Source organism: Modestobacter excelsi (assembly GCF_005930495.1).
Classification (GTDB): Bacteria; Actinomycetota; Actinomycetes; order Mycobacteriales; family Geodermatophilaceae; genus Modestobacter; species Modestobacter excelsi.
Genome location: NZ_SJEX01000106.1, coordinates 1 through 16450 on the forward strand (window position 1 = coordinate 1; position 16450 = coordinate 16450).

At 75.1% G+C, this 16450-nt stretch carries 17 protein-coding genes; 3 read left to right on the top strand and 14 right to left on the bottom strand.

Annotated elements, in window-relative coordinates:
• Positions 1-362: 362 nt before the first annotated feature.
• Entirely contained in the window at positions 363-1118 is a 756-nt protein-coding gene (locus FHL80_RS23020) for an SDR family oxidoreductase (protein ID WP_138735662.1), read from the top strand.
• Between the two features lie 115 nt (positions 1119-1233).
• Here the strand turns inward: FHL80_RS23020 and FHL80_RS23025 are convergent, their stop codons facing one another.
• Positions 1234-2331: a DUF6779 domain-containing protein gene (locus FHL80_RS23025; RefSeq protein WP_138735663.1), complete on the bottom strand. Its 1098-nt coding sequence runs from the start codon at positions 2329-2331 to the stop codon at positions 1234-1236.
• A 92-nt stretch (positions 2332-2423) separates the two neighbouring features.
• Here FHL80_RS23025 and FHL80_RS23030 point away from each other — a divergent pair, with 92 nt between their 5' ends.
• A complete protein-coding gene (locus tag FHL80_RS23030) occupies positions 2424-3134 on the top strand; it encodes a DUF1684 domain-containing protein (protein WP_246078897.1) in 711 nt (236 codons plus the stop codon).
• Here FHL80_RS23030 and FHL80_RS23035 read toward each other — a convergent pair.
• From FHL80_RS23035 to FHL80_RS23045, 3 genes are all read right to left on the bottom strand, one after another.
• Positions 3106-4113, bottom strand: a complete 1008-nt coding sequence (locus FHL80_RS23035) for a glycine betaine ABC transporter substrate-binding protein (protein ID WP_138735664.1) — start codon at positions 4111-4113, stop codon at positions 3106-3108. The two genes, FHL80_RS23030 and FHL80_RS23035, sit on opposite strands and share 29 nt — an antisense overlap.
• 150 nt (positions 4114-4263) lie before the next feature.
• Positions 4264-4986 (bottom strand): ABC transporter permease, encoded by a 723-nt coding sequence (locus FHL80_RS23040; RefSeq protein WP_138735665.1) that lies wholly within the window; start codon positions 4984-4986, stop codon positions 4264-4266.
• Complete coding sequence (locus FHL80_RS23045; RefSeq protein WP_246078898.1) at positions 4983-5657, bottom strand: ABC transporter permease; 675 nt, start codon at positions 5655-5657, stop codon at positions 4983-4985. The genes FHL80_RS23040 and FHL80_RS23045 overlap by 4 nt, the downstream gene beginning before the upstream one ends.
• Positions 5658-5707: 50 nt before the next feature.
• Between FHL80_RS23045 and FHL80_RS23050 the strand changes: the two genes are divergently transcribed.
• Positions 5708-6892 (top strand): ABC transporter ATP-binding protein, encoded by a 1185-nt coding sequence (locus FHL80_RS23050; RefSeq protein ID WP_138735667.1) that lies wholly within the window; start codon positions 5708-5710, stop codon positions 6890-6892.
• 132 nt (positions 6893-7024) lie between these two features.
• On the opposite strand, the gene FHL80_RS23055 is transcribed toward FHL80_RS23050, so the two are convergent.
• The 10 genes from FHL80_RS23055 to dacB all read right to left on the bottom strand — a co-directional run.
• Entirely contained in the window at positions 7025-7531 is a 507-nt protein-coding gene (locus tag FHL80_RS23055; RefSeq protein ID WP_138735668.1) for a DUF3180 domain-containing protein, read from the bottom strand.
• A complete protein-coding gene (gene folK, locus FHL80_RS23060; protein ID WP_138735669.1) occupies positions 7528-8031 on the bottom strand; it encodes a 2-amino-4-hydroxy-6-hydroxymethyldihydropteridine diphosphokinase in 504 nt (167 codons plus the stop codon). The genes FHL80_RS23055 and folK overlap by 4 nt, the downstream gene beginning before the upstream one ends.
• The gene (gene folB / locus FHL80_RS23065) at positions 8028-8417 is read right to left on the bottom strand and encodes a dihydroneopterin aldolase (RefSeq protein WP_138735670.1); all 390 of its coding nucleotides are present in this window, start codon (positions 8415-8417) and stop codon (positions 8028-8030) included. Before folB ends, folK begins: the two co-directional genes overlap by 4 nt.
• Positions 8407-9270: a dihydropteroate synthase gene (folP, locus tag FHL80_RS23070; RefSeq protein WP_246078899.1), complete on the bottom strand. Its 864-nt coding sequence runs from the start codon at positions 9268-9270 to the stop codon at positions 8407-8409. The genes folB and folP overlap by 11 nt, the downstream gene beginning before the upstream one ends.
• A 7-nt stretch (positions 9271-9277) precedes the next feature.
• Entirely contained in the window at positions 9278-9952 is a 675-nt protein-coding gene (gene folE, locus FHL80_RS23075; RefSeq protein WP_439331111.1) for a GTP cyclohydrolase I FolE, read from the bottom strand.
• Complete coding sequence (gene ftsH / locus FHL80_RS23080; protein WP_138735671.1) at positions 9949-11958, bottom strand: ATP-dependent zinc metalloprotease FtsH; 2010 nt, start codon at positions 11956-11958, stop codon at positions 9949-9951. The genes folE and ftsH overlap by 4 nt, the downstream gene beginning before the upstream one ends.
• A gap of 206 nt (positions 11959-12164) precedes the next feature.
• The gene (hpt, locus tag FHL80_RS23085; RefSeq protein WP_439331112.1) at positions 12165-12764 is read right to left on the bottom strand and encodes a hypoxanthine phosphoribosyltransferase; all 600 of its coding nucleotides are present in this window, start codon (positions 12762-12764) and stop codon (positions 12165-12167) included.
• A 5-nt stretch (positions 12765-12769) separates the two neighbouring features.
• A complete protein-coding gene (gene tilS / locus FHL80_RS23090) occupies positions 12770-13774 on the bottom strand; it encodes a tRNA lysidine(34) synthetase TilS (protein WP_138735672.1) in 1005 nt (334 codons plus the stop codon).
• A 22-nt stretch (positions 13775-13796) separates the two neighbouring features.
• Positions 13797-14891: a zinc-dependent metalloprotease gene (locus tag FHL80_RS23095; RefSeq protein ID WP_138735673.1), complete on the bottom strand. Its 1095-nt coding sequence runs from the start codon at positions 14889-14891 to the stop codon at positions 13797-13799.
• A gap of 84 nt (positions 14892-14975) precedes the next feature.
• On the bottom strand, positions 14976-16450 hold a 1475-nt coding region (dacB, locus tag FHL80_RS23100), incomplete at its 5' end, for a D-alanyl-D-alanine carboxypeptidase/D-alanyl-D-alanine endopeptidase (protein ID WP_246078900.1).

A 16450-nucleotide genomic window follows, 5' to 3' on the forward strand; every position in this document is an offset into this window, starting at 1 on the left:
CGGTGGGACGGGGCGCGGCAGGGCGGGCAGCCCTCCGCGAGGGACGAACGGTCATCCCGGTGCACCTCTCGTTCCAGTCCCTCGCGGGTACCGGACTCAGGTCGCGTCGACCCACGTCGTCGTGGGCCGTTCAGGGTGGAGCAGGTCGAGCGGCGGCGCCGGCACCCCGCCCGCTGCAACCACCCGGGGTGGGTGTGTCACGCAGGTGGACCGCCGAAGGCGAGTGTGGGGCGGCGGGGCGTGCCCTGCAACGGCTCGGGGGTGTGGGCTGCCTCACGTGGGTGCCGCGCGGGCCCTCGGGAGCCGTGGTTGGGTGAGCCCCGCGCCGGCCGCGGAGCCGGCCCCGAGCACGGAGGAGCACGGTGAGCAGCTTCGAGGGACGCACCGCACTGGTAACGGGCGCGAGCCGGGGCATCGGCCTGGCGATCGCGCAGAGCCTGGTGGACCGGGGCGCCCGGGTGGTCGTCACCGCCCGCAAGGCCGACGCGCTCGCCGAGGCGGTCGAGCAGCTGGGCGGACCCGGCAAGGCCGTCGCCGTCGCCGGGAACGCCGGCGACGCGGAGCACCGTGCCGAGGCCGTGCGCACCGCCGTCGAGACCTTCGGCAGCCTGGACTGCCTGGTCGGCAACGTCGGGATCAACCCGGTCTTCGGCCCGCTGATGGACGCACCGCTCGACGCCTTCCGCAAGATCCTGGACACCAACGTCGTCTCCAGCCTCGGCCTGGTGCAGGAGGCGTGGAAGGCGTGGATGTCCGAGCACGGCGGCTCGGTCCTCATCGTCGCCTCGGTCGCCGGTCTGAAGTCCAGCGAGGGCATCGCGGCCTACGGCGTCAGCAAGGCGGCGCTGGTCAACCTGACCACGCAGCTCGCCGTCGAGCTCGGCCCGCACGGCATCCGGGTCAACGCGGTCGCGCCGGCCGTGGTGAAGACCCGGTTCGCCGAGGCCCTGTTCACCGGCCGGGAGGACGCGGTGGCCAGGCAGTACCCGGTGGGCCGGCTCGGGGTGCCCGAGGACATCGGGGAGGCGGCCGCCTACCTGCTCGGCGACAGCGCCGGCTGGGTCACCGGGCAGACCCTCGTGCTGGACGGCGGCGCGCTGTCCCGCGGCCCGATCTGAGGAAGGACCTCGTCCCTCCCCACGACACGCTCCGCGCGCCGCGGGCCCCTGGGACGAGGCCGTACGGGGCCCGCCGCGAGCGTGCGAGGGGTGGGGGGCAGAGGGGTCCTTCGTGTCACCGACGGCCGAGGACACGGGCGAGCACGTCGTCGGGAGCGTCGCCGTCGTCGCGGTGGCGGCGGCGGGACCGCGCACCCGTGGGCGCCGGGACGCCGCTCTCGGCCAGGATCTGCTCGAGCCGGGCGTGGCCCGACGGCTCGGGTGCGGCGGCCCGGACCGGCTCGTCGTCGGGCGCCGCCGCCGAGGTGCCGAAGAGCAGCGCGTCGTACCGCGAGGAGTCGTAGCCGGACCCGGCGTCCACCACCGGCTCGACGACCGGCTCGGGCGCCTGCTCGAACGCCACCGGTCCGGCCGTCGTCGGCGGGCCGTCCCCGGCGGGGACCGGTCGCCCGGCCGGCTCGGGGACCACCCGGCTCTCCGACCAGCGGTCGACGTCCCAGGCGGCCAGCGGCGGGGAGTCCCACGCGTTGCCGCTGTCCACCAGCACCCGGCCACCGGTCTCCGGCGCCGACTGCACCGGTCCGCGGACGGACTGGGCACGCATCACCATGCGCTCGACGAGCAGCTCACCGGAGAGCTGCTCGGTGAGCTCGGACCGGATCCGCCCCAGCTCGCCGCGGATCTCGGTCAGCGCCGCGACCTCGGTGCGCAGCTGCCCGAGCCCGGCCAGGTCGGCGCGCAGCTGCGCGAGCTCGCCGCGGACCGCGCCCTCCGCCTCGCGCCGGAGCCGGCCCTCCAGCTCGACCTCGAACTGGAGCCGGGCGGTCACCTCCCGCTCGAGCTCGAGGTCGTACGCGTGCCGCAGCTCGGTCTCCCGGCCGGCCGCCGCGACCTGGTCGGCACGGCGGTTGCCGGCCACGAACGCGGCGACGACGAACGCCCAGCAGACCGCGAGCAGGGCCATCCGCAGGTAGCGCGCGTCGTCGGTGACGAACACCGCGGCGGTACCGCCCGCGGCGAGGAGCAGCCCGACGACGAGCCACCCCCGGTTCCCGTCGCGGCGTTGCTCCGGAACGGGCGGGGCGGGCGGCGCCAGCGGCTGCGCAGCGGGCGGGGACACCCGCGCGGCCGCGGGAGCCGGCGGTACGGGCGGGAGGGTGCCCCGGCCACCGGCGGGGCGCCCTGGGGCGTCGGCGTCCCGGCGACCTCCCATGACCCTCACCTTACGGGCTGCACGTGATCACAGGCAGTGAACAAGACGGTCACCCGGAGACGCCCCGGTGGCCGGGTGGCACGCTGGGGGCGGTGACCCTCACCCTGCTGGACTGGCGGCGGCGGGTCGCCGCCCTGTACGCCGGCGTCCGCGCCGCCGAGGACCCGGAGGCCGGCTGGCACGCCTGGCGGGACGGTCGGGCCGCGCTCGTTGGCGGTCACCCGGACTCCCCGCTGGACGCCCCGGCCCGCGCCTCCTTCGGCGGGATCCCGTTCGCGCCCTACGACCCGGCCCTGCGGTTCGTCGTCCCGGTCCAGACCGACGTCGAGCCCGAACGGCGCGAGGTCCCGACCGCAGCGGACGGCGTCGTGGTGCTGGACCGGATCGGCCGGGTGACCCTGGGCGACCTCGGCCGGCTCGACGTCTGGTGGGTCGGCGGCTACGGCGGCGGGGTGTTCCTGCCGCTGCGGGACGGGAGCGCCGGGACGACGACCTACGGCGGTGGCCGCTACCTGCTGGACACCATCAAGGGCGCCGACCTGGGCGGGGACGACGGCCGGCTGGTCGTCGACCTCAACTTCGCCTACCACCCCTCGTGCACCTACGACCCGCGGTGGACCTGCCCGCTGGCCCCCGCGGGGAACGTCCTCGACACCTCCGTCGCCGCCGGGGAGCAGCTGCCCCCCCGGCGGCTGGTACTGACGGCGCAGCCGTCCGGCCTGCCTGCAGGGTCCCGCCGCGAGCTTGCGAGCGGTGGGGGGCAGGGACGTCCTTCTACTGGGCGAGGGCGCCGTCGGAGCTGAAGACCAGGCCCATGGAGACATCGCCCTGCTGGATGGCGGCCTTGGTCAGCGGGCCGCCCGCGTCGTACTCCGAGAAGCTGGCGAACTCCAGGCCGTAGGTGTCCTGCAGGCCCAGCTGGCACTGCGGCCGGGTCGGGCACTCCCCCGGCCCACCGAGGGTCAGCGAGCCGTCCCCGCAGGCGTCGGCGAGCTCGGACAGCGTGGTCACGCCGAGCGCGTCGGCGAACTCCTGGGTGACGGCGAACGCGTTCTGGTCGGTCGCCTCGGCCGGCTCGCCGAAGACGAGCCCGACCTGCTGGGCCAGCGGCTGCGCCGCAGCGAGGGTCTCGTCGGCGTCACTGGTGGCGACCTGGCGGGCGTCGTCGCCGTCGAGCGCCTCGGTCACCGTGGCCAGGTACTCCGGGAACGCCTGGATCTCGCCGCGCTCGAGCGCGGGCAGGTACAGCTCCCGGTTTCCCACGGTCTGCACCGTGGCCTGGAAGCCGGCCGCGTTGAGGGTGTCGGCGAAGACGTTGGCCAGCACCTGCGACTCGCTGAAGTCGGCGGCGCCGACCACGATCGGACCGCTGCCCCCGGTCACCCCGGCGCCGAGGTCGTTGTCCGACACGTAGGCGGCGGCCACGTCGGTCGCGGACTGCCGGTCGATGTCGACGGCCTTGTTCATGCCGATGAGGTCGTCCTCGGTCAGCGCGGCCGACACCGTGTTCAACGCATCGAGCAGGGCCGGGTTGGCCGTGGCCGCGGCCGCGTTGACCACGGGCACGATGTTGTCGGCGTTCTGCAGCCCCTTGTCGTCCTCCAGGACGACGAGCTGGTCACCCGCGACCGGGGCGCAGGCGTCGCCCGAGCCGGACGAGCCGCTGGCGGCGGACTCGCCGCCGGTGCCGGAGGACCCCGACTCACCGCAGGCAGCGGTGGAGAGCACGGCCGCGAGGGCCGCGATGGGGAGGATGGTGGAGAAACGGGGACGCGCGCGCATCGACTCCGCCTTCTGTGTCCCGTGGCGCCCCTGCTGGGCGGCCACGCGTGTCGGGCGGGAGGTGTCCCGCACCGGTCACTCAACCCCCGGCCGAGGCGTAGATCAAGTCCGTTGTGCACCACCGTGACCTCCCGGTGACCCGGACGCCGGTCACGGGGTGACGGGAACGACCCCCGCGTCGGTGCTGCGGGTGCGCACCCGGCCGACCCCGAGACGCTTGGGGCCCGGCGTGACCAGCCAGGACACGGCAGCCAGCAGCAGCTCGGTGGCCACCGCGAGCACCGCGACCAGGATGGCGCCGGCCAGCACGGCGCCGTAGTCCTGCTGCCGGAACCCCAGGGTGATGATCCGGCCCAGCCCGCCGCCGGCGACCAGCGCCGCGAGGGTCGCGGTGGCGACCACCTGGACGGCCGCCGTCCGGACGCCGGTCATCAGCAGCGGGACGGCGAGCGGCAGCTCCGCGCGCAGCAGCACCTGCCGTTCGTCCATCCCCATCGCCCGCGAGGCCTCCACGACGTCCCGGTCGACGCCGCGGAACCCGATGTAGGTGTTCGTCAGCACCGGGGGCAGCGCGAACAGCGCCAGCGCGATGGTGGTGGCCGTCGGGCCGAAGCCGATCGGGGTCACCGCGAACACGGTCAGCAGGGCCAGGGTCGGGATCGCCCGGGAGACGTTGGACAGCGCGACGGTGAACCCTCCACCGCGGCCGGTGTGCCCGAGCAGCGCCCCCAGCGGGATCCCGATCACCATGCCCACCGCGACGGCGACGACCGAGATCCGCAGGTGCTGGGCGGCCAGGTCGAAGATGCCGTTGGTGCGCGTCCAGTTGAACGGGTCGTTGAGGTAGCGGAACGCCGCCTGCAGCTCGTTCACGCCCGGGCCCGCCGCGCCCACGGGGTCAGCGCGCGCTCGGCGCCGGCCAGCAGCAGGTCGGCCACCAGGGCCAGCAGCACGCAGCCGACCGCGCCGGTGACGATCTCGGCGCGGTAGAAGTTGGCGTTGAACCCGCCGGTGATCAGCTGGCCCAGGCCGCCGTGGCCGACGATCACGCCGACGGTCACCAGCGCGACGGTCGAGACGGTCGCCACCCGGATCCCGGCCATGAAGGACGGCAGCGCCAGCGGCAGCTCGACCTGCCAGAACAACCGCGCAGGCCCGTAGCCCATGCCCCGGGCCGCCTCCTGTACGTCGGCGGGGACCGACTGCAGGCCGGCGAGGAAGTTCCGAACCAGGATGACCAGCGAGTACAGCACCAGCCCGACCAGCACCGTCGTCGCGGACAGCCCGGTGACCGGTGCGACGAAGGCGAACATCGCCAGCGACGGGATCGTGTAGACCAGCGTGGAGACGCCCAGGACGCCGGCGGCCAGCCAGCGGTTCCGCCGGGCCAGCAGCGCCAGCGGCAGCGCGATCAGCGCGCCGAGCAGCACCGCGGCGACGGTGAGCCTGACGTGCTCGCCGAGGTAGGACAGGATGGTGCCCCAGTTGTCGGCCACGTAGGAGGGGTCGAACCAGGGGTTCGGCGCCGCATCGGCTGCGAGCACTGCACCGCCCGCCGCGCTCAGCACCGGGCGCCCGTCAGGAAGGCCACTCCGTGGACGTTAGCGCTCCGCCCGGGTCGACCACAGGCTCACCGGCTCAGGCCATCCGGCTCGAGGGCGTCAGCAAGACCTACCCCGACGGCAGCATCGGCGTGCGGTCGCTCGACCTGACCTTCGCCGCCGGGGAGCTCACCGTGCTGGTCGGCCCGTCCGGCTGCGGCAAGACGACCACGATGAAGATGATCAACCGAATCATCGAGCCGACCACCGGGCGGGTCCTGCTCGGCCAGGACGACGTCACCCGGGTCGACCCGGTCGAGCTGCGGCGCCGGATCGGCTACGTCATCCAGAACGTCGGGCTCTTCCCGCACCAGACGGTGCGCAAGAACGTGAGCACGGTGCCGCGGCTGCTCGGCTGGGACAGGAAGCGCACCGCGGACCGGGTGGAGGAGCTCCTCGACCTGGTGGGGCTGGACCCCGTGGCCTTCGGTGACCGCTATCCGCACCAGCTCTCCGGTGGCCAGCGCCAGCGCGCCGGCGTGGCTCGCGCGCTGGCCGCCGACCCCGCGGTCCTGCTGATGGACGAGCCGTTCTCGGCGGTCGACCCGATCGTGCGGGAGCGGCTGCAGTCGGAGTTCCTGCGGCTGCAGGAGACCGTGCGCAAGACCATCGTGTTCGTCACCCACGACATCGAGGAGGCCGTGCGGCTCGGTGACCGGATCGCGGTGATGAGCCAGGGCGGCAAGGTGGAGCAGTTCGCCCCGCCGGCGGAGCTGCTCGGCTCGCCTGCCACGCCCTTCGTCGCGGACTTCGTCGGCGCCGACCGGGGGCTCAAGCGGCTGGCCGTCACCGGCATCGACATGGCCGACCTGGAGCAGCCACCGGTCGTGCACGCCGACGACGACGTGGGCGAGGCGCGGGCGGCGCTCGACCGGGCCGGCGCCCGCTGGGCGGTGGTGCTGGACGAGCAGGAGCGGCTGAACGGCTGGATCTCGGCCGAGCGGGCGACCGGCAGCGGGACGGTGCGGCAGGTGGGCCGGCGGATGGACGCCTGGGTACCGATCGACGCGACGCTGAAGACCGCGTTCGCCACCATGCTGCAGCTGGAGGCGGGCTGGGTGGCGGTGCTGGACGGCGACCGGTTCTGCGGGGTGCTCACCCCCGAGTCGCTGCACGCCGCGCTGCGCCGCTCGGTCGAGGGCTCGGTGCCCGAGGTCGCCGGAGCCGCCCACCTCTGACATCGCGACCCTCCGGGCCGCACCGCGGCCAGGAGCCGCTCCGCTCGCGGTGAGCCGTTGCCCGCCCCGCAACGCGGAGCCTCCGGCCCCACTCGCGAACCGGAGCCGCCTGTCGGCGGCGACGGTCCAGCGTCAGGTCGTGCTCCTCCCGGACTCACCGTCGTCCTCGTCCGGGGGGACGCGGCAGACGTGCTCGAGCCACAGGGCGGCGGCGGCGAGGGCGGCGGCCACCACCACCCCGATCACCGCGGTGGTGGTGTCGCCCGAGGCCGCGCCGAGCCGGCCGACCGCCGGGGCGGTGTGCAGCAGCAGGCCGGTCCACAGCCCGGCGGACACCGCACCGACCCAGGCACTGGCCTGGGCGAGCACCGCCAGCCGGGCGACCAGCATCGGCTCGACGGGCCGCGCGGCGGTCGCCGGGCTGCGACCGGGACCTCGCCGGCCTGCCCGCTCGGCGCCGAGCCGGGCCCGCAACGTCCGGGCGCCCATCGCCTCGGCGACCGCGAGCACGCCCAGCGGCACCGGCAGCCACCAGGAGAACGGCGGCAGCGAGCCGTAGGCCGAGCGCACCACGAGCCAGGCGGCGAAGGCCACCGCGACGGCGAGCGCGAGCAGCTCACGACGGCGCACCGGCGTCATGCCAGCTGCTCCCACCGGACGACCCCGGCCACCTCGTCCGCCGGCAGCGCGGCCACCAGATCCGCGACGCGGCCGTGCCCGGGCAGCGTCGCCGCCGGGTCCAGGGCGAGCCACGGGACCAGCACGAACGCCCGCTCGTGCGCCCGCGGGTGCGGCAGGGTCAGCTCCGGGTCGGCGGACAGCACGGGCGTTCCGTCGTCCCCGGTGACCGTGACGACGTCGACGTCCAGCGTCCGCGCACCCCAGCGCACCTCCCGGGTGCGCCCGGCTGCCTGCTCCAGCTCGGCGGCGAGCGCCAGCCAGCCGGCGGCGTCCCGGTCCCCGCGGACGACGGCGACCGCGTTGAGGTACGGCGGCTGCTCGATCGGCCCCCAGGGCGGGGTCTCGTACAGCGTCGACCGGGCGACCAGCCCGTGCTCCCTCAGCGCCACCAGGGCGGAGCGCAGCGTGCCCGCCCGGTCGCCCAGGTTCGCGCCGAGCGAGAGGACGGCCCTGGTCACCGGCGTTCGCGCCGGATCGAGACGGTGACGTCGTCGGCGGGCACGCCGAGGTCGACCTCCGGCTTGTGCACGGTGATCTCGACGGCGTCCACGACCGGGTGGGCCAGGCAGCGGTCGGCCAGCCGCTGGGCCAGCGTCTCCAGCAGGTCGACCGGCTCGCCGACCAGCAGCGCGTGCAGCTGCTGCGCCAGCTCGCCGTAGTGCACGGTCTTGGTCAGGTCGTCCCCGGCCGCCGCCGGCGCGGTGTCGAGCTCGAGCACCGCGTCGACCCGGAAGGTCTGGCCGTGCTCCCGCTCCGGCGGGTAGACCCCGTGGTAGCCGTGGCCGGTCAGCCCGTGGACGGTGATCCGGTCGGGGGTCGGCGGGGTGGGTCGGCTACTGGCCACGCGGTCCTCCTCCTCGGGCGGCCTGCACTGCCGCCACGGTCGCGATCGCGTCGAGGGACTGCACCGGGTCGTGCACCCGCACGCCCCACGCCCCGGCCTGCGCGGCCAGCACCGAGATGGCCACGGTCGCGGCCTCCCGGCCCTCCACCGACCGCAGCGTGCCGTCGGGACCGGCCAGCAGCCGGCCGAGGAAGGTCTTCCGCGAGGCGCCCACCAGCACCGGCAGGCCGAGGGCGACCAGCCGGTCCAGCCCGGCCAGCAGGGCCCAGTTGTGCTCGGCGTTCTTGGCGAAGCCCAGCCCCGGGTCCAGCACGAGCTGGGCCGGGTCCACCCCGGCCGCGACGACGTCCTCGACCCGGGTGGTGAGCTCGGCGCCCACCTCGTGCACCACGTCGCCGTACCGGGCGGCGGCGTACATCTCGCGGCTGTGGCCGCGCCAGTGCATCAGCACCCACGGCACCCCCGCGTCGGCGACCAGCCGGGCCATGCCCGCGTCGGCCAGCCCGCCGCTGACGTCGTTGACCAGGGACGCGCCGGCCTCCAGCGCCGCCGCGGCGACGTCGGCGCGGGTGGTGTCGATGCTGACCCGGGCACCGGCGGCGACGAGGTCGCGGACGACGGGCACCACCCGGCAGCACTCCTCCTCGGCGTCGACCCGGTCGGCGCCGGGCCGGGTCGACTCCCCGCCGACGTCGACGTAGTCCGCGCCCGCGACGTGCATCTCCAGGCCGTGCGCGATCGCGGCGTCGTGGTCGTCGTAGCAGCCGCCGTCGGAGAAGGAGTCCGGCGTGACGTTGAGGACGCCCATCACCAGGCAGCGCCCGGGCCGTGGCAGGAGGGTGCCGACGTCCATGGCGTGCTCAGCGACCCAGGATGAGGCCCATGGCCTCGCTGCGGGTGGCGGCGTTCTCCCGGAAGATCCCGCGCACCGCGGAGGTCATCGTCGTGGCCCCCGGCTTGCGGACGCCGCGCATCGCCATGCACAGGTGCTCGGCCTCGATGACCACGATGACGCCGCGCGGCTTGAGCACCTCGTACAACGAGTCGGCGATCTGCCGCGTCATCCGCTCCTGCACCTGCGGGCGACGGGCGTAGACCTCCACCAGCCGTGCCAGCTTCGACAGGCCGGTGACCCGTCCGTCGTACCCGGGGATGTACCCGACGTGCGCGACCCCGTGGAAGGGCACCAGGTGGTGCTCGCAGGTCGAGTACATCGCGATGTCCTTGACCAGCACCAGCTCGTCGTGGGCCTCGTCGAAGGTGGTGGCGAGGACGTCGGCCGGGTCCTGCCCCAGCCCGGCGAAGGTCTCCGCGTAGGCGCGGGCCACCCGGGCCGGGGTGTCCTGCAGGCCCGGACGGTCGGGGTCCTCACCGATCGCGGCCAGGATCTCCCGGACGGCGGCCTCGATCCGCCCGGCGTCGAACTGCCCCTCGGGGATGTCGGCGACCGGGTCACCGGTGCGCGGGTCCTGCCCCACACCGTCGACCCGGCCGGCCGCCGCGTGCTCGCCCGCTCCCCCTGGTGCGGCGCTCACCGGCCCTGGGCAGGGGCGCCGACGTCCCCGATCGGTGCCTGGGTCGCGCCGTTCGCCGACCCGTGCACGCCGTTGCCGTTGCTCGCAGCCGCCTCGGCGGGGGTGAGCACCGGCGGGCGCTGCGAGGGGGTGCGCTTGCCGAAGCCGTTGTAGGGGGCCATCGACGGGCGCTTGACCACCCCGGCACAGATCCGGTCCATGTCCTCGCGGGACAGCGTCTCCTTGTCCAGCAGCTCGAGCACCAGCCGGTCCAGGGCGTCCCGGTACTCGACCAGGATCTCCCAGGCCTCGTCGTGCGCGGCCTCGATGAGCGCGCGCACCTCGCCGTCGATGTCGGCGGCGACGGCGTCGGAGTAGTCCGGACGCGAGCCCATGTCCCGGCCCAGGAACGGCTCGGAGTCGGTGCTGCCGTACTTGACCGCACCGAGCTTGGCGCTCATCCCGTACTGGGTGACCATCGACCTGGCCAGCGAGGTGGCCTTCTCGATGTCGTTGCCGGCACCGGTGGTCGGCTCGTGGAAGACCAGCTCCTCGGCGGCCCGGCCACCCAGCGCGTACGCCAGCGTGTCGATCATCTCCGAGCGGGTCTGGTTGTACCGGTCCTCGGTCGGCAGCACGAGGGTGTGCCCCAGCGAGCGGCCGCGCGGCAGGATCGTCACCTTGTGCACCGGGTCCAGGTTGGGCAGCGCGTGCGCCACCAGGGCGTGCCCGCCCTCGTGGTAGGCGGTGACCTTCTTCTCCTTGTCGCTCATCGCCCGCGTCTTGCGCTCGGGGCCGGCGACGACGCGGTCGATCGCCTCCTCGAGGACGGCGTCGGTGATCTGCGTGCCGCCGTGCCGGGCGGTGAGCAGCGCGCCCTCGTTGAGCACGTTGGCCAGGTCGGCCCCGGTGAAGCCGGGGGTGCGCCGGGCCACCGTGGTGAGGTCGACGTCGGGCGCCAGCGGCTTGCCCGTCGCGTGCACCTTGAGGACGGCGACGCGGCCGAGCAGGTCGGGACGGTCGACGGCGATCTGCCGGTCGAAGCGGCCCGGGCGCAGCAGGGCCGGGTCCAGGATGTCCGGGCGGTTCGTCGCGGCGATCATGATGACGCCGCCCTTGACGTCGAAGCCGTCCATCTCGACGAGCATCTGGTTCAGCGTCTGCTCGCGCTCGTCGTGCCCGCCGCCCATGCCGGCGCCGCGGTGCCGGCCGACGGCGTCGATCTCGTCGATGAAGATGATCGCCGGGGCGTTGGTCTTGGCCTGCTCGAACAGGTCGCGGACCCGGCTGGCGCCGACACCGACGAACATCTCGACGAAGTCGGACCCGGAGATCGAGTAGAAGGGCACGCCCGCCTCACCGGCGACCGCCCGGGCGAGCAGCGTCTTGCCGGTGCCGGGCGGGCCGAACAGCAGCACGCCCTTGGGGATCTTCGCGCCGATGGTCTGGTACTTGACCGGGTTCTGCAGGAAGTCCTTGATCTCGTGCAGTTCCTCGATCGCCTCGTCCGCGCCGGCGACGTCGGCGAACGTCGTCTTGGGGCTGTCCTTGCTGACGACCTTGGCCTTGGACTTGCCGAAGGCCATGACGCCGCGGCCGCCGCCCTGCATGGAGTTGAACAGCCAGAACAGCAGCAGGAGCAGCAGGACGAACGGCAGGAAGCTCACCAGCAGGCTGACCAGCAGGTTGTCCTGGGTGACGTTCGTGTCGAAGGACTGGGTCCCGCCGCCGGCGTCGGTGCCGCCCCGGACGGCGGCGAAGACGTCGTCGGCCGCGCCCAGCGGGTAGGAGGCGGAGATCTTGGAACTGCCGTCGACCGGACCCTTGAGGTCGAGGTCGAGGGTCTGTTCCTTGTCGTTGATCGTGGCCTTGTCGACGTTGCCTTCGGAGAGCTGCGCCAGGGCGGTCGAGGTGGAGACCTTGTCGTAGCCGCCGTCGTTGCTGAAGAACTGGGAGGCGATGAAGCCCACCACGACGACGACAGCGACCCACAGCCAGACGGACCGGAAGATCTTCTTGCGTTCCATACACCGTTGCCGGGCCACCGGGGACGCCCGGCCTGCCCGTCGACCCTCCTGATCGTCGCAGGACGTCGCGCACGACCCTGGGTGGCACCCCGCCGCGGGGCGACGTCGTTGCGACGACGGTACACCGCGGGACCTGTGCCCCTTCTCGATGCGCGCTGCCGTCGAGCTGGGGGACCGCTGCGCGGTCCGGGCAGCCGATGCCGCTCCTAGGAGGAGTAGACCTCGGGCTTCAGCGTGGCGATGTAGGGCAGGTCCCGGTAGCGCTCGGCGTAGTCCAGGCCGTAGCCGACGACGAACTCGTTGGGGATGTCGAAGCCGACGTAGCGCACCGGGACGTCGACCTTGACCGCGTCCGGCTTGCGCAGCAGCGTGCACACCTCGAGGCTCGCCGGCCCGCGGCTGCCGAGGTTCCTCAGCAGCCAGGAGAGCGTGAGCCCGGAGTCGATGATGTCCTCGAGCACCAGCACGTGCTTGCCGGCGATGTCCCGGTCGAGGTCCTTGAGGATGCGCACCACGCCCGAGGAGCTGGTGGCGCTGCCGTAGGAGGAGACGGCCATGAACTCCATCTGGGTCGGCAGCTGCAGCGCCCGGGCGAAGTCGGACATGAACAGCACGGCGCCCTTGAGGACGCCGACGAGCAGCACCTCGCGCCCGGCGTAGTCCACCGCGATCCGGGCGGCGAGCTCGGTGATCTTGCCCTGGATCTGCTCCTCGGACAGCAGCACGTGGTCGATGTCCGGGCCGTAGCCGTGGTCGGGTCCCAGCGGCCCCGTTGCCCGGGCTCCGGCGGTGGTGCGCTCGCTCACGGCGCTCAGGGCTCCTCGAGGGGATCGACGGCAGGACGGGCAGCCGGACGCGTGCCGCGCTGCACGGTCAGCCTGCCAGACGACCGCACCACGCCCGTACCGCCGGGTAGGTCCGCCTGCCCCTGCCCCCGCCACCGGGTGAGCAGTGCGTCGACGGCGGCCAGGTGCACCGCCTGCAGGTCCGGCACGCCCGCACGGAGCAGCCAGCCGCGCAGCACCCGGCGGCGCAGCGCGGCCGGGAGCTCGGCGAGCGGCCCGGCCGGCAGCGCGCCGTCGGTGCCGAGCAGGGCGCCCAGCTCGGCGGTGGCGAGCGCGTCCAGCGCGTCGAGGTCCTCCCGGAGCAGCGCCGCGGTGCGGGCCAGCGCCGGTGCCACCCCGCCGCCGAGGACGTCCTCGAGCAGCGGCAGCACCTCGGTGCGCAGCCGCACCCGGGTGTAGGCCGGGTCGGTGTTCCACGGGTCGTCCCAGACCGGCAGCTCCTGCGCGGCGCAGGCGGCCCGGGTGGTCTCCCGGCGCACCCCGAGGAGCGGGCGCCAGAACGGCGCGCGGAGCTCGACCATGCCGCCGACCGAGCGCGGGCCCGACCCGCGGGCCAGCCCGAGCAGCACGGTCTCGGCCTGGTCGTCCAGGGTGTGCCCGAGCGCCACCGTCGCGCCGTGCTCGGCGGCGGCGGCCCGCAGCGCCGCGCCGCGCGCCTCCCGGGCGGCCGCCTCCGGCCCACCGGCGGTGCCGACGGTCACCGGCACGACGAGCACCGGGGCCAGCCGCAGCGACCGGAGCAGCGCGGCGGTGCGCCGGGCCTGCTCCGCCGAGCCGGGCTGCAGGCCGTGGTCGACGGTGACCGCCCCGACCTGGCGTCGGGACCGGGGTGCCTCGAAGGCCAGCGCCGCGGCCAGCGCGACGGAGTCCGCGCCGCCGCTGCAGCCCACCAGCACCGGCCCGTTGGTCGCGCTCAGGCCCGGGCGGACTGCCGCGCGCAGCGCCGCGACGGCCGGGTGCGGACCCGCCATGCCGGCTGCCGCGCCCGCCCGGTCAGGCCGGGATCGCCGGCCGGGTGCCCAGCACGCGCTCCACCCAGCGGGCGGGCTCGGCGAGCTCCTCCTTCAGCGGCAGGTTCGCCGGGCCGACCCACACCTGGTTGAAGCCGTCCATGCCGACGAGGTCCACCACCCCGGCGACGAAGACGCGGCCGTCGGCGTACTGCTGCATCTTCTGCTCCAGCCCCAGCAGCCGGCGCAGCACCCGGTCGATCGGCCCGCGGCCCTTGCGGCGCTGGGCGAAGCGCTTGCGCAGCGTGCGCACCGAGGGGACGACGTCGGGGCCGACCCCGTCCATCACGAACTCGGCGTGCCCCTCGACCAGGCTCATCACCGCGGTGACCCGGTCCAGCGCCTCCCGCTGCCCGGGGTCCTTGATCAGCGCCATCAGGCCCTGCGGCGCGTCGTCGTCCGGGCTGGTCCCGCGGACGGCGTCGGTGAGGCTGCGCAGCACGTCGGTGAGCCGCTCGCGCAGCACGTCGGGGGTCAGGTCGGTGGCCTCGGCGAAGGAGCTGACCTGCTCCTCGAGGTAACCGCGCAGCCACGGGACGGCGGTGAACTGCAGTTGGTGGGTGACCTCGTGCAGGCAGACCCACAGCCGGAAGTCGGTGGGGTCGACGCCGAGCCGGCGCTCGGTCTCCACGATGTTCGGGGCGACCAGCAGCAGCCGCCCGCCGCTGCCGAAGACCTCGTACTGGCCCAGCACCCGGCTGCACAGGAAGGCGAGGACGCCGCCGGCCTGCACGCCGGTCGCCCGCGAGCCGATCGCGGTCGCCAGCGGACCCGGGCTCCTCCCCTGGGCCTCGGTCAGCGCGTCGGCCAGCGGGTCGAGCAGCGCGGCCATGCCGGCGGTGTTCGCCGTCACCCAGCCGGGCCGGTCGACGACGGCGACGGTGGGCACGGGGCCGCCGGGCACCGGGTGGAGCCCGGTCAGCGCCTCCACGTGCGCGACAGCGGTCGCGGCAGCGCGGTGCAGCTCCTCGACGACGGCTGCGGCCTCCTCGCGGGAGGTCTCCGGTCCGGGCCCGACGAGTCGGCGGGCGGTGCGGCCGGCGAGGTCCCAGTCGACGAGGGACGAGGAGCGGCTCATCGCCTCACCGTACTCGAAGGACCCCCTTGCCCCCCTCCGCTCGCGAGCTCGGGAGGGACCCTGCACGGGGGCCGTTCCCTCACGTCACCGGCAGCCGCAGCCGGCCAGGGCGTCGGCGACGACGTCCAGCGACCCCTCCCCGGCGGTGAGGCTGCCGACCGTGCCGTCCGCCATCACCGCGAAGGCCAGCAACCGGCCGTCGGCGGTGAGGACCGTCCCGGCCAGGTCGTTGGTGCCCAGCAGGGTGCCGGTCTTCGCCCGCACCGAGCCGGGCCCGGCCTGCCCGCCCGCGACGACCCGCTCCGCCAGCGTCCCGTCGTAGCCGGCCACCGGCAGGCCGGACAGCAGCCCGTCGGCGTGGTCGATGCTGCCGTCGGCGGCGGCCCGGACGGCGTCGACCAGCAGGCGGGCCGGCACCCGGTCGTCCTGGGACAGGCCGCTGGCGTCGTGGACGTCCAGTCCGGTGGTGTCCAGACCGGCGTCGGCCAGCGCACCGGTGATCGCCTCGGCGGCACCGTCGAAGCTGGCCGGCAGGCCGCGGGCGAGGGCCACCTGCCGGCCGAGGGACTCGGCGAGCAGGTTGTCCGAGGCGTTGAGCGCCTCCTCCACCAGCCGGTCGATCGGTGCGGACTGCACCGTGCCCAGCGTCCGGGCGCCGTCCGGGGCCTGGCCCAGGTCGACCGGGACGTCCGGCGCGCCGAGTGCCTCCGCCAGCGCCTGCCCGGCATCGGTGCCCGGCGACCCGCTGCGCTGGCTCTCCCCCGGCTGGACGCGGGCGCCGTCCACGGCGGTCGCCGTCACGGGCGCGGCGTAGCTGGACGGGGCGTCGTCGGCGCCCCAGCCGGAGGCGGTCAGCGGACCGGTGAACAGCGAGTTGTCCACCACGACGCCGGTGACCGGCTGGCCGCCCAGCGCCTGGCCCACCTGGTCGGCGAGGTCGGCGACGGTGGCCGCGCCCGGGTAGTCGGTGGACGGGGCGGTGGTGGACAGCGTCGGGTCCCCCCCGCCGACGAGGACGACCTGCCCGGGGCTGCTGCCGGCGACGACCGTGGTGGTGACGGTGTCGGTCGGGTCGAGGGTGCTCAGCACGGCGAGGCCGGTGAGCAGCTTGGCGGTGGAGGCCGGGGTGCTCGGGTCGGCGGCGTCCTGGTCGAACAGCACCTGCCCGGTGGCGACGTCGACCACCTGCGCGGACAGCCCCCCGCCGAGGGCCGGCGCCGCCAGCAGCGGGGACAGCACGCCGGCGATCGCGGTGGGGTCGGGCAGCGGTGCGTCGGCGCTGAGCTCGGTGAGCACCGGCCCGGGGTCGCTGAGCTCGGGCAGCACGGCGTCGGGCACCTGCTCGGCGTCCTCGGCGACGGCGGGCCCGCCGGGGTCGGCCAGCCGCAGGGTCACCAGCACCCCGGCGGCCACCAGCACGAGGGCGAGCAGGGCGGCGACCAGCGCCGTCCGCCGCCGGCCGCCCGGCCGCCCGGCCCGGGTGTCGCCGTCCTGCGGCGGTTGCTCCGCGCTCCCTCGGCCCGGGGCCGGGGCGGCGGACGCGCCCCGCGCCCGGGGGC

Bases quoted from the DNA above. Each gene is read 5' to 3' on its own strand.
- ftsH (WP_138735671.1), bottom strand. From the start codon at position 11,958: ATGGAACGCAAGAAGATCTTCCGGTCCGTCTGGCTGTGGGTCGCTGTC.
- FHL80_RS23095 (WP_138735673.1), bottom strand. From the start codon at position 14,891: ATGAGCCGCTCCTCGTCCCTCGTCGACTGGGACCTCGCCGGCCGCACC.
- tilS (WP_138735672.1), bottom strand. From the start codon at position 13,774: ATGGCGGGTCCGCACCCGGCCGTCGCGGCGCTGCGCGCGGCAGTCCGC.
- folP (WP_246078899.1), bottom strand. From the start codon at position 9,270: ATGGACGTCGGCACCCTCCTGCCACGGCCCGGGCGCTGCCTGGTGATG.
- FHL80_RS23035 (WP_138735664.1), bottom strand. From the start codon at position 4,113: ATGCGCGCGCGTCCCCGTTTCTCCACCATCCTCCCCATCGCGGCCCTC.
- FHL80_RS23055 (WP_138735668.1), bottom strand. From the start codon at position 7,531: ATGACGCCGGTGCGCCGTCGTGAGCTGCTCGCGCTCGCCGTCGCGGTG.
- FHL80_RS23025 (WP_138735663.1), bottom strand. From the start codon at position 2,331: ATGGGAGGTCGCCGGGACGCCGACGCCCCAGGGCGCCCCGCCGGTGGC.